This is a genomic window from Mesorhizobium sp. B2-4-1 (assembly GCF_006442185.1).
Lineage (GTDB): Bacteria > Pseudomonadota > Alphaproteobacteria > Rhizobiales > Rhizobiaceae > Mesorhizobium.
Genome location: NZ_VFVN01000010.1, coordinates 127,283 through 139,599, shown reverse-complemented (window position 1 = coordinate 139,599; position 12,317 = coordinate 127,283). Strand labels below are relative to the sequence as shown.

Annotated in this window: 8 protein-coding genes and 1 pseudogene; 5 read left to right on the top strand and 4 right to left on the bottom strand. The window is 60.9% G+C overall.

Translation table 11 applies throughout. From position 1 onward, the window contains the following. Positions 1 to 418 precede the first annotated feature (418 nt). The 4 genes from FJ949_RS23625 (at position 419) to FJ949_RS23610 (ending at position 7,463) form a co-directional block, all read left to right on the top strand. Complete coding sequence (locus FJ949_RS23625) at positions 419 to 1,444, top strand: hypothetical protein (RefSeq protein ID WP_140499670.1); 1,026 nt, start codon at positions 419 to 421, stop codon at positions 1,442 to 1,444. 23 nt (positions 1,445 to 1,467) lie between these two features. After that, positions 1,468 to 4,431 (top strand): TrlF family AAA-like ATPase, encoded by a 2,964-nt coding sequence (locus FJ949_RS23620; protein ID WP_140499668.1) that lies wholly within the window; start codon positions 1,468 to 1,470, stop codon positions 4,429 to 4,431. 14 nt (positions 4,432 to 4,445) lie between these two features. Beyond that, the gene (locus FJ949_RS23615; RefSeq protein WP_140499666.1) at positions 4,446 to 6,020 is read left to right on the top strand and encodes a hypothetical protein; all 1,575 of its coding nucleotides are present in this window, start codon (positions 4,446 to 4,448) and stop codon (positions 6,018 to 6,020) included. Between the two features lie 417 nt (positions 6,021 to 6,437). After that, positions 6,438 to 7,463, top strand: coding sequence for a hypothetical protein (locus FJ949_RS23610; RefSeq protein WP_318013625.1), 1,026 nt, complete (start codon positions 6,438 to 6,440; stop codon positions 7,461 to 7,463). On the opposite strand, the pseudogene FJ949_RS23605 reads toward FJ949_RS23610, so the two are convergent. The 4 genes and pseudogenes from FJ949_RS23605 to FJ949_RS23590 form a co-directional block, all read right to left on the bottom strand. Then, positions 7,450 to 8,489, bottom strand: a pseudogene (locus FJ949_RS23605) (nucleotidyl transferase AbiEii/AbiGii toxin family protein). The gene FJ949_RS23610 and the pseudogene FJ949_RS23605 overlap by 14 nt on opposite strands. Continuing rightward, positions 8,486 to 9,157 carry a DUF6088 family protein gene (locus FJ949_RS23600; RefSeq protein ID WP_140499664.1) on the bottom strand — a complete coding sequence of 224 codons (672 nt, stop codon included), beginning with the start codon at positions 9,155 to 9,157 and terminating at the stop codon, positions 8,486 to 8,488. Before FJ949_RS23600 ends, FJ949_RS23605 begins: the two are co-directional and overlap by 4 nt. 114 nt (positions 9,158 to 9,271) lie before the next feature. Next, on the bottom strand, positions 9,272 to 10,048 hold the full coding sequence (gene xth / locus FJ949_RS23595) for an exodeoxyribonuclease III (RefSeq protein WP_140499662.1): 777 nt from the start codon (positions 10,046 to 10,048) through the stop codon (positions 9,272 to 9,274). 18 nt (positions 10,049 to 10,066) lie between these two features. Further along, a complete protein-coding gene (locus FJ949_RS23590; protein WP_140499660.1) occupies positions 10,067 to 10,249 on the bottom strand; it encodes a DUF3606 domain-containing protein in 183 nt (60 codons plus the stop codon). Between the two features lie 130 nt (positions 10,250 to 10,379). Here FJ949_RS23590 and ligD point away from each other — a divergent pair, with 130 nt between their 5' ends. Continuing rightward, positions 10,380 to 12,317, top strand: coding sequence for a DNA ligase D (gene ligD / locus FJ949_RS23585; RefSeq protein ID WP_140499658.1), 1,938 nt, complete (start codon positions 10,380 to 10,382; stop codon positions 12,315 to 12,317).

Here is a 12,317-nt window from a genome sequence, read left to right as displayed (position 1 = left end):
TGCTGTTCGATTTCCCTTAGCTAGTCTAATCGACATTTCCAAGCGCCGGCTTTGGCGTCAGCTTTGCGCCTGATTTCGGACGTTCAAGGGCCGGACCCTAATCTCCCAAAAGCTGCCTTACCATGTCGAGGGCGGTCAATGGCCGAGAGGGGGTGGGAAGCGGACTGGCGGGTTTCGGCTGGCCGCGCCGAGAAGCTGACCTTTGACAAGCTAACGAGCTTTGGCGGCAACGCCCCAAGCTTGGTCATTCAGAACGCGAAGCTTCTTCCTGAACGCGGCCGCGGCAGATCTCAAGGGTCGACGCCGTATCAATCTATATGCACTCTGGATAGAGGTAATGGACGAGTATAGTTTGCGCTGACGCACTGGCGCACATCCACGTTGCCCAAGAACCTCTTCTCCAATATGGCTGTTGATCATGCCGGATAGCGCCACGAGCACGAAATCCAAGGTCACCTTCCTGGAGACGGTCTATCCGCCGATTTCCAATCAGGAGGCCATCTGGCTACAGAATGAACCGGAGGTGGAGGCGCTCCTCAGGCAGAGTGACCTCTATATGATTGGAGGTCGCGCCGAGGCGAAATACTTGAACCTCGCCATCGACCCCGAGACCTGCGTCATCACCTTCGACTTCGCGATCGGCGACGATTTTCGCGACCCCGTCCAGATCCGCATCGGCGATCTGCCGGCCGTCGAGGAATCAGACGCTGAATCCTTTTTCATCGAGACTGGCGACAAGTTTATTAGGGTATGGGACGGGCCGATCGGCGAGCCCCGCTCTAACGTTCTGGAATGGTTCACGACCGAAAAGCTGATCTGGGATCACTCGCGCGGCCGTGCCGGTATCGAGCGATTCGATCGTTACCGCGAGGCCGCGACCTACGATCTCCTTTATGTCGGCATCGCCAAGGTCGGAGACAGCTTCGACCGCCTCATCAGCAATGGGCACAAGGCCCGCATGGAGATCCTCGGCAACGAGCCTCAGCGTTATCCCGGCGCGCGGGTGACCGACGAAATCTATTTGTTCCTGTTTAACGTCCAGCCGCTGATCATGACGACCTTTGAGCCCGAGCATGACTTCGAGAACGAGGATTTCAGCGGCGCCTACGAGCAGAAGCGTATCGTCGCCGATGCCGAGAAGGCCTTCGTCAGCCTCCTGAAGCCCGAATACAACGTGGTGAAGTTCGCGAGCTATCCAAAGGGCGCGGACGGCCTCTACGGCTCCGACTTCGTTCGCTACGGCTACGCGATCTGCGAGGCGATTTCCTTGAACACGGCGCATGGTCGTATCAGGGGAAGCCGGGACGCAGACACCGGCTTCATCACCAATGATGCCGACAGCATCTTCGTCGAAGGAAACACCGTTAAGCTGTTCGTCTCGGGCGTCGACTTCCCGGCCGAGCCGCAGCCAGCCGCGGCGAATGCGACTTCGCAAGACAAATAGAAGGAAGAAAACTAGGGGGGTGTATGATCAATCGCGGTTCCGAATGGCATCGATGGGAGCCGCATATCCATGCGCCCGGCACCCTGTTCAACAACCAGTTCAAAGGCCCGAACGCCTGGAGCGACTATCTCACTAGCCTCGAAAAGGCGACCCCGATTATCCGCGCGATTGCGGTGACTGACTATTATTGCACCGACACCTATCAGGACGTCGTCCGAGAGATGAAGGACAACGGCCGCCTGCCACAGGTCGCGCTTGTTTTCCCCAATGTCGAGCTGCGGCTCGATGTGGCGACGGTGAAAGAGCGCTGGACCAACATCCACCTGCTCGTCTGCCCCGACGATCCGAAGCATGTGGCGGAGGTGGAACGATTTCTCAGCCGGCTGAGATTTGAAGCCTTCGGTGACAACTTTGCCTGCACGCGAGAGGATCTCGCCAAGCTGGGCCGGAAGTCCAAGCCAGAGTTGAGCGACGAGCGGGCTGCGTTCCGCCACGGGGCTTCGCAGTTCAAGGTCAACTTCGGAAAGTTGCGCGAAGAATATGGCAAGAGCGATTGGGCGAAAGAGAACATCCTGATCGCCGTCGCAGGGGCCGAAACCGATGGCACGTCCGGAATCCGCGATGCCAATGACGCAACCCTGCGACAGGAAATCGAGAAGTTCGCGCACGTCATTTTTGCCAGCAGTCCTGCGCAGCGAGATTTCTGGTTGGGGCGGAAAAGCGGCGTCGGAGAGGACGTGCTTCGCGAGCGCTACGACGGCTGCAAACCCTGCCTGCACGGCAGCGACGCGCATGAGCAAGCTACCGTCGCCAAGCCCGATGGCGACCGCTATTCCTGGATCAAGGGCGCGTTGGAATTCGATGCGCTGCGCCAAGCCTATATCGACCCCGCCGGTCGGGCCTATGTCGGCCCCCATCCCCCGTTTCGGGCCACCCCTGCACGTGTCATTGCGGAGATAGAGTTAACGGGCGCGGACTGGGCACAGACGCCTAGGCTCGCACTGAACCCTGGATTGGTCGCTATTATTGGTGCGCGCGGCTCAGGCAAAACAGCGCTCGCCGATGCGATCGCGGCGGGCTGCGACGCCACGGAAGGCCGATTGAGCAATGCGTCGTTCATTGTGCGGGCGCGTGAGCATCTCGACGGCGTCGGCGTCCGGTTGGCATGGGAGACCGGGGATCCGTCGGTGCGCCCTTTGCTCGACGATGCCTTTGACCCATCGCTTTATCCCCGTGCGCGCTATCTCTCACAGAAATTCGTCGAGGAGCTATGCTCGGCCGACGGGCTCAAGGACGAATTGCTGAGCGAGATCGAGCGGGTCATTTTTGAAGCCCACGGCACGTTGGAGCGCGATGGCGCGACAGATTTCGGCGAACTGCTGGAGTTGCGGACAACTGTGTTGCGCGACAACCGCAGCCGCGACGAGGACGCCATCGCGATCCTCTCCGATCACATCGGGCTCGAACGCGAGAAGCAAAGCCAGATCACCGGCCTGAAATCGCAAATCACTCAGAAGGAAGCACTGATCGCCGGCTACGTCAAAAGCCGCGACACGTTGGTGACCACAGGCAGCGCGGAGCGGATTGCGCGGCTGAACGCGCTGACTGAAGGGGCCGATCACGCCCGAACCCAGATTCGGTTGTGGTCGCAGGAAAGCCAAGCCCTGCGCTCTTTGCAGAACGACGTGTCAGATTTCCGAACCAACCGCTCCCCGATGGCGCTGCGGACGACGAAGCAGAACTTTGTCGGCGCGCATCTGGATGACAACGCGTGGGAGATATTCCGGCAGACCTATGCCGGCAATGTCGACGGGACATTGACCGAACGCCTGGCGAAGGCCGAGCAGGCAACAGCCGGATGGCGGGGTAAGGAGTTGCCACGTAAAGGAAACGACCAAGAGCCCTATGTGGCCGACGACGCCGAGCTAAAGCGATTGTCGCTGGGCGAACTCGAGGCCGAGATCGGCCGCATCCAGCGCCTCATCAACCTCGATACCGACACCGGCAATCGCCTGCGAGCAATAACCACCAAGATCGGGGACGAGAACGCTGCGCTGAAGCGCCTGAAGGAAGCGCTGGCCGATTGCGAAGGCGCCGCGGCGCGGACTACCCAACTCCAAACAGATCGAGAGCAGGCATATTTAAGGGTCTTCGAGTCCATCGTCGCGGAAGAGCAAGTGCTGCATGCGCTGTATCGCCCCCTCATGGATCGGCTCGCGAAGGCGTCCGGTACGCTGCGCAAATTGTCGTTTTCGGTGTCTCGACACGCGGACGTACACCGCTGGGCGGCGGAAGGCGAAAGTCTGTTCGACAAGCGGCGCACCGGCCCCTTCAAGGGCGTCGGCACGTTGGAGGCCTGGGCCGATGCGCTGCTGAAGCCAGCGTGGGAATCGGGCGACCCCAAAGCTGTCGCCGAGGCCATGGCGGGATTTCGTCAGGCCCACCAAGCCGAACTTCTCGATCTCTCCGAGGTGCCGCGATCGCAGCAGGCGGATTATCGCTCCTGGTTGAAGCGGTTCGCCAAATGGCTCTATGGCACCAGCCATATCGAAATCAGCTACAGCATCGACTACGAAGCCGTTGATATCCGAAAGCTCTCTCCGGGCACGCGCGGCATCGTCCTGTTGCTGCTCTATCTCGCCTTGGACGACACCGACGACCGCCCGCTTATCATCGACCAGCCGGAGGAGAACCTCGATCCGAAGTCGATCTTCGACGAGCTGGTCGAATTGTTCATCGCCGCGAAGAATGTGCGCCAAGTCATTATGGTGACGCACAACGCGAACCTCGTCGTCAACACGGACGCCGATCAGGTCATCGTCGCATTTTCCGGTACCCACACGCCCGGCAACCTGCCGCCTATTCGCTATCTGTCGGGCGGCCTCGAAAACGCGCAGATGCGCAAGCATGTCTGCGACATCCTCGAAGGTGGCGACCGCGCCTTCAAGGAGCGCGCACGGCGGCTTCGCGTCCGTCTTGATCGATGAGGGCGGGCGACGATATGGAAAGCGAACTAGATCCCGATCGTATTGGCCGCATCGGCGAACGGCAGTTCGAAGTGCTCTGCGAGCGCGCAGGCCTCTATTGCAACAAGAGCGCCGTCGATGTGATGGGCTGGGATTTCATCGTGGAGTTCCTGATGATGCCGGCCGGCCGGGCGCTACCTCTCGATCAACGCCCAACCAACGCCGCCCGCATTCAGTTGAAGTCAACACTCGGCCGCGCCGGCAATCGTATCCGCCTCAGTCTGTCCGCCATCGATCGCTTGGCCAAGGATCCTCGGCCGGCGCTCATTGTCGTGTTTCGGCTTCGGGCCGACGGCGAACTCCAATCCGCTTATCTCGTCCACCTTATCGGCGATGAGCTCGCGCGCGTCCTCCGGCGACTGAGACTGGCGGAGGCCCGCAAGGCTCACGACATCAACCACACCGACATCAGCTATGACTACGAGAAAGTCGGGGTACGCTTCGAGCCGACCCCCAACGGTTTATTGGCAGCCGTAAGTGCAGCCTGCGGACAAAATCCCGGCGCCTACACGATCGAGAAGCAACGGCAGCTTGCCGAACTTGGCTATGAGAATGGCCAGTTCGAGGCCGAGGCGCTTATCCAGATCGAGGGTCCGGAGCATTTCAGCAATTTATTGCTCGGTCTCGCGCCCTTGAAGCCGCACAGACTTCGCGTGTTCGACAGCCGGTTCGGCATACGTCTTCCCTACCAAGGCACGCTGTTCGACGACATTGAGGAGTTGCGTCTTACGCCTCCTACTTTGGGTTCCTGCGAGATCTCGATCCGCGGAACTGGCTTTGGACAAGCGGCGCGGTTCGAGGGCGAAATGTTCATTGGGCCGCCGATGGCAGAGCCGCATGGAGCAAAGCTTCTCGTCCGCACTTCAGACTTCATCATCCGGCTGACGCCGCCGGCCCTCAAGTTCGAGAGCGTGGGCTCGATCGATGACATGGAGCATTCCCTCGTGGAATGGGCGGAGCTGCTTCGCGCGCTCACGCTTATGGCGACGGGGCGAGCGATGCTGACGATCGCCGGGAACGACCGCATCCCGTCGATTACCTTCCCGGTCGATCAACCCATCACCGGACCGTACCTTGAGGAGCTACCGCTCATCTCCGAATTTGTGGATGGGTGGCTGCGTCTGCTCACCAATGCAGGCCTTCGCTCGACCGCCAGATTCAAATTCGATGCCTTCTGGCAAGCCAATGAAGCACGCATGGCCGTCGACATTCTGCTCAAGCCGAAATCGGAGGCCCGCTTCGAATTTCAGACCCTCGAAATTGAAGAGTCGTCGCCGCCTCCCGTAGGCTTGTACTTCAACAGCACGTCCTTTGCCGATACCAGTATAACCTTCAGCGCGAAGGTTTCCTTCGAGAAGACCGATGATCCGGAATGGCGGTACAGATCGACGGGCTTCGAAGCTCTCGATGTCAGGCCGACGGTCGACGACCTCGAAGAATATGGAATGGATCAGGCGACGGCCTGCGATCTGAAACTCCTCATTGACCCGAGGAACATCACATTGGTGTCTCAAAGGGGAACCGCCCCAACATCCTCGCATCGAGTGTAGGAGGCGGCCATGGCCGCATACGAGCTTGGTTCAAATCGTAGCAGTTAGCCGGAGCGTGCGGGAAGGGCAGTCTGGCAGGGAGTGGCTAGATGGCAGAGGGCCCCGGGTACGCCACCAGTTGGCCGATGTCAGCCATCCACAACCGCATGCGGGTCGTCTGCGACCGCTTCGTTCTATAGATTTCAGCGATCGGACGGCAGGTCTTAGGCGGCGGCAGGCTCGAACGGAACGGCTGTGATGGGGGTGGTAGCTGCCATTCGGTCATCGGTAATTGAATGGCAGCTATCTCACGGCCTATGCTCGAAAGCGGGCGCTCCGGAACCGGCCGAGGAGCGGCCGGTGTCGAATCAAGAAAGCTGGCGCAGATCCAGCTTGATCGGCCTCTCGGCCTTCTGAGAAAAGCGCAGACCTTGTTGCATGGCCCGCTGGATCGCCGATCGCGCTATCGACGGCTCCTGCAACATGGGACTTGTCGCCGACATCGACGCCAAGGGGACTTGCGCCCTCGTAAAGCGTTCTCCTGGCAGAGATGCGGTGAGGTGCGGCGCCATGATCATGAAGAGAACGGATGGGTCGAGTTCCAATGACGATGTCCCAACGGGCGCATCGGCTTCGTTCCCCTATGACAGGATCACCGTCGAACGCTTCCGGAAGAGTTTTCCCCGGGCCCGTTGGAGCGATGAACTCAAGGCCTGGTTTGTCCCGGGAAAGACCGCCGCTCGGCGCTTCAATCGTTGGCTGGAGCAAGAATTAGCCGGATCGAACGTGCATGCTGACAGCAGGGGACGCGACGCCTACGCCTTCGATCCTATCGTTTCCAAGTACCTGCTCGTGCACCAGGATCGGCTGGAGGTGCAAACACCATATTCTCGCTCGGTGGTAAACACGATGCGCGACGTGCCGTTTGCGTCTTGGGATCCCGACAGGCGCGCTTGGACAGTGCCTTTTCGATCCTACGAACAACTGCATCGACGCTGGGCGGAAATCGAGGCGGCCGCCATTCGCAACGAGCCCGAAGCGCGAAAGCAGCGCGCGGCGCAGAGGCGGGGGTCTCCGCAAGACCTGGCGTCACGCGCACGTGCTATAGAACGCCGCCGCAGGCGCTATCCGCTCGACCCCGCCGATCTTCCACCTTTTGGCCGGCCCGTAATGACACGAAGCTTTGGTGTCGTCGTCTTCGTCGGATGCGATGGTGAGTCCGTCGACGGCGAGATACTTCGTTCCCACTACTCCGACCTTCCAGACCACCATAATCATGTCTGGGGGCAATGGCGTCCCGCCGACCTCGATGAGCTCATCAAGACCTGGCCCTCGCGATCCAAGACGAAGATCGATGGAACAGTTTGGTGGCAGCCGACTCTCGACGATTTGAGGGCCGCAAGAAAGATGGCTCGCGCATTGGAGAGAAGGCGGACGCGGCTGCGAACAATTACCCGCCGTTGATGCTCTGCTCGATCTGCCGGGCCGAGGCTAGGATGCCGTCAAAGCTTGGCGGGGTGCCGAAGATCATCGCAGTCGTGTTGGCGTAGTCGCGCGCAAGCGCATCGACCATCTTGGTCGCGGGCTCGATCGCAAAGGTCCCCGGCACTGCCGAGGCAAGATCATAGTCCGGCCGATCGAAAAACATGCGCGCGTGACGCACGCAATCGGCGCCAAGATCGAGGTTGGCGAGCGCCGCTCTCCCGGTTTCCGACTGCATGAGGCAGTGCAAGTCGTAGTAATGCCGCGAGACGCGCTGACCTTCCTGCCGTAGTTCACCACGCCGCTCATACCAGCGGCGCAGCCCATGAGCGATCGCCACCTTATCCCAGAAGGTCCGCGTCGCCTCGATCGTGGTGACGTCCGGCACGGCGAGGTCAACGCCGGCTGCTTCCTCGGCGACATAGGGAGTAATCGTAAGAGGCCCATGGGATCGAGCGCTGATTTTGCGCCGGATTCAAGACGTATCGCCGGTCGGACATAAGCGCCATCGCGCGGCTCCACCTCGGGATACCAAAGCAGCAGGGTTTGCCGATCGGGATCGGCGTCATCGATTTCCACGCGCCCCGCCCCTTTGGTGACGTCTGCCAACTGGGCGGCGAGGAACGCATTGAGCGGGCCGGTGATATAGGCGCGACAGGCATCTCGGATCGCGTCCAGTTTGGCGCGGCGCTTCTTGTTAGACAATGCCTCCAGCTCTTCGACCGACGCAGGCTCCTCGAGGTCATCGCGGAACACGGTGACGTCGATATCCTCGGAGAAGCGCTTGATGAGGTCGTAGCCCTTCGATAGCGACGTGCCGCCCTTGAAGAGCAGCCGCGGTTCTCCAGCTGGTCGTTCGTGATAAAGCGCATTGAGGGTCCAGCAGACCCAGAAGTCCTTTTCGACATTCCCGACCGGCGCGCCAATGCGGTTGGCCGTGGCGAGGAATAGATCGAGCCGGTCACGCGGCGGTGCGGCAATAATCTGACGGTAGGCGGCGGTCGTCATGGCTTGCCCTCCGGCCGCCCAGCGGGTGGGCTGAGGAGTTGGCGCAGGAACTCCTGCATCCAGATCGGCACGGCCGAAATCCCGGCGCGCAGATCTTCGCGGATCGCCTCGCCGTGCTTGGGGTCGGAAAGCAAGCGTCGCAACGTCGTCGCGATCCGCTTGTGCTCGCTCTCCTGGGTCAGCATGTCCTGCAGCCAATATAGCGCCTGGATTACCCGCATCCCCGGCCGATCCGCCCAATAGAGGCGGCTCGGCGCCGCATACTTGAAATGGATTTCCTGGCTGCCGAGTTTGATCGGCTTCAATCTCGCATCGACCAGCACCTCGATCCGCGCGGGTACGGCCGTCGTGAGCCCAAGATCGTTGGCGGCCGTCATGCCATCGATGACGGTGCGCGCGTTGTCACGGCGTGTCACCGCCCGGATCACGGCGCGATAGTCCGGAACGGTGGCGCGGCCGGTCAGAGTATTGGTCCGCGGGCGGTCATAGAGACCGCGGTCAATCCGGCGAAGCTCTTGAGCCGCCGCCAGTCGCTGCAGGGTCTTGTCCACCGCGGAACGGGTGCCGAGATCGGCAAAGTCGCCGGGTGTCCAGACCTCCTCGGGCTTGGACTGGATGCGCGCGAGCACGCGAGAGCGAATATCGGTGTCGCGTTCGACCGCTGTCATGTCCGAAATATGCGACAAGTTTCGGACAATGGCAAGCGAGCTTCGTCCGAAGAATGCTACAAACTTCGGACACAGGTGCGAAATCTGGAGCTACTGCAGCCGCTCAAACTCGGGTTATTCAAGCGCGATCCAGGCCGGCGCATGATCGCTCGGCCTCTCCCACCCTCGCGTCTCAACATCCACCCCGGCACCGCGAAGCCTGGGCGACAACGAGGCACTGACCAGCAGATGGTCCATCCGCAGGCCAGAACTCTTGTCGTAGCCGCCCCCATAGGAGTGGTTCCAATACGTATAGACCCCCTTTTCCGGATGGATGCGCCTGACCGCGTCGATCCAGCCGTCCTCGAGCATCGCGGCATAGGCTTGGCGACTCTCGGGAAAGTAAACCGCATCGCCGATCCATCGTCGCGGCACCATGGCATCAATCGGAGTTGGAACGACATTGTAGTCGCCGCACAGCACGGCCGGCGCTCCCGCTTTGAGAAGATCCTGGCCGTAGGTAATCAGGCGGTCGAACCAGCGCAGCTTGTAGTCGAACTTGGGACCAGGCGCCGGATTCCCATTCGGCAGATAGAGACAGCCGACAATGAGCCCGTTCACGTCGGCTTCGATGTAGCGGCTGTGGGTGTCGTCAGGGTCGCCGGGAAGCCCGCGCCGGCGCTCGATGGGGTCTGTTCCGCGAGACAGGATAGCGACGCCGTTGTAGGATTTCTGGCCATGCCAGATCGCGCCGTATCCCGTCTCGCGGATCGCCTCAACCGGGAACTTCTCGTCGGATGTCTTCAGTTCTTGAAGACAGACGACGTCATAGCGCGTGGCCTTTAGCCACGAGATGAGGACCGGCAGGCGACCATTGACGCCGTTTACGTTGAATGTGGCAACGCGCAGCATTTACCCCGATGCCGTGGTTCAGTTCTTGCCCAGCTTATCCTCGACCTTCTTGCGGCTGTTGCCGACCGATTTGACCGCCGACTTGACCTCGGCCTTGCTCGCCCGGGTCTTGCCCACCTCGTATTTCACCTTATGGTCCTGCCCGCCAGCGACCTTTGCGCGGTCCTGGTTGCGCCCGCGAGTTGTTTGAGTGGTGGCCATTTCTTCCTCCATAGTTCCGTTCCAGTCTGCATTAACGCGGCCGGACTCTTCCGGTTCAATTCATGGGCGCGCAGTGTGGAACTGAATCACAGGGCAGAGTATTGAATCGGACCATGTATTCGAGTTCCCCATGTCGGCCGTAGAGGCCGCCCTCCCCAAAAAGCGCGTACGGCGCAGAGACTCAGAATCTACCCTGCGATACCCCCTACCCCAGTTTCGTCCCTTCCAACTCTGCACGCTAACCGAGGACATCCCGGTTGGCGCAGATTGGCTCTTCGAAATGAAGTTCGACGGCTATCGGGCGCAGGTCGCGATCTCGGGATCGGAGGTCGTCGTCTACACCCGCAACGGCCACGACTGGACCCGTCAGTTCAAGGTGATCCTGCCGGCGCTTAAGGCGCTAACCAAGGGCTCGGCGCTAATCGACGGCGAAATCGTCGCCATCGACAGCCAGGGGCGCACCAACTTCTCGATGCTTAAGACCGGCATCGCCGCGGGCATGCCGCTCAAGTTCTATGCCTTCGACCTGCTCGAATTGAACGGCGAGGATCTGTCCACCCGGCCCTTGCTCGAACGCAAGGAACGGCTTGCGGAACTGCTGGGCGAGAAGGACCCGGACGAAAGCCTGCAGTTTTCCAGCCATATCGCCGACAACGGCAAAAAGGTGTTCGACACCATGTGCGCCGGCGGCCACGAGGGCATCATCGCCAAGCGCGCGGACAGCCGGTATGTCGGCGACCGCGCCCCCACCTGGCTCAAGATCAAGTGCACGAAACGACAGGAGTTCGTGGTCGGTGGCTACCGCCCCAGCGACACTGGCCGCGGCATGGCTTCGCTCATCCTTGGTACCTACGAAAACGGAAAGCTGATCTACCGCGGCCGCGTCGGCACCGGCTTTACCGAGGCGATGCGCAAATCCATTCTCGCGCAGTTGGAGAAGCGGCCTTTAGACAAGCCCGCCTTCGTATCCGTGCCGCGCGACATCGCGCGACGTGCCCGCTGGGTAAGGCCCGAACTTGTTGCCGAGGTCACCTATTCCGAGGTGACACCAGACGGCAGCCTGCGCCACCCGAGCTTCGAAGGCATGCGCGAAGACAAGCGCGCCGACCAGGTGGTGATGGAAAACCCCAAGACCGTGGCGACCGCCGCCACGGCCAATCTGGATCCTCATATGGGCAAGGAGATCGCCCGCGCTGTTGGCGTTAACCTGACCCATCCCAACAAGCTGATGTATCCCGGCACTGCGGTAACAAAGGCGACGCTCGCCGCCTATTACGCTGCGGTTGCCGAGAGGATGCTGCCACATATCCAGGATCGGCCCCTTTCGTTGGTGCGCGATACCGACGGCGACCTGCAGCAGACCTTTTTTCAGAAGCACAAGCTGCCTGGCATGCCCAAGGCAATCCATGACGGCCAGTTGGCGAAGATGTCCGGCAAGGAGAGCCGCATTCTTTGGGTCGACGACCTGGCTGGGCTGATCGCCGGCGTCCAGATGAACGTGCTCGAGTTCCATGTCTGGGGAAGCTTGCGCCAGCAGCCAAACCTTCCACACCGGATAGTCTTCGACATCGACCCCGACGAGGGCCTGGGCTTTGATGACGTCAAGCAAGCCGCGATCGACATCCGCGGCGTTCTAGAGGCACTCGGCCTTCAATCATGGCCGCTGCTGTCCGGCGGCAAGGGCGTGCATGTGGTCGTGCCACTCGTTCCCGAGGCCGGCTGGGAAGCAGTCAAGAACTTCTGCCAAGACTTCGCGGAACTGCTGGCCCGCACAGACCCTTCGCGGTTCGTCGCCAACATGAGCAAGGCCAAGCGCAAGGGCCGCATGTTTCTGGACTATCTGCGCAATGGACAAGGCTCCACGGCCATCTGCCCATGGTCGACCCGTGCGCGGGCCGGTGCCTCCTGCGCTGTCCCCGTAACCTGGGAAGAGTTGCCGAAGCTCACACGCGCCAATGCCTTTGACGTTTTTGCCGCTGCGGCGCGGGCTCAAGAGCCCGATGCCTGGCATGGGTATTTCGAGGTCGAGCAGACGCTTACGGACCGTATGTGCAAAGCGGTTCAGTAG

Excerpts from the sequence above, each read along its gene's own strand:
- FJ949_RS23615 (WP_140499666.1), top strand. The coding sequence starts at position 4,446 with ATGGAAAGCGAACTAGATCCCGATCGTATTGGCCGCATCGGCGAACGG.
- ligD (WP_140499658.1), top strand. The coding sequence starts at position 10,380 with ATGTCGGCCGTAGAGGCCGCCCTCCCCAAAAAGCGCGTACGGCGCAGA.
- FJ949_RS23600 (WP_140499664.1), bottom strand. The coding sequence starts at position 9,157 with ATGACAGCGGTCGAACGCGACACCGATATTCGCTCTCGCGTGCTCGCG.
- FJ949_RS23625 (WP_140499670.1), top strand. The coding sequence starts at position 419 with ATGCCGGATAGCGCCACGAGCACGAAATCCAAGGTCACCTTCCTGGAG.
- FJ949_RS23620 (WP_140499668.1), top strand. The coding sequence starts at position 1,468 with ATGATCAATCGCGGTTCCGAATGGCATCGATGGGAGCCGCATATCCAT.
- FJ949_RS23590 (WP_140499660.1), bottom strand. The coding sequence starts at position 10,249 with ATGGCCACCACTCAAACAACTCGCGGGCGCAACCAGGACCGCGCAAAG.
- xth (WP_140499662.1), bottom strand. The coding sequence starts at position 10,048 with ATGCTGCGCGTTGCCACATTCAACGTAAACGGCGTCAATGGTCGCCTG.
- FJ949_RS23610 (WP_318013625.1), top strand. The coding sequence starts at position 6,438 with ATGGCCCGCTGGATCGCCGATCGCGCTATCGACGGCTCCTGCAACATG.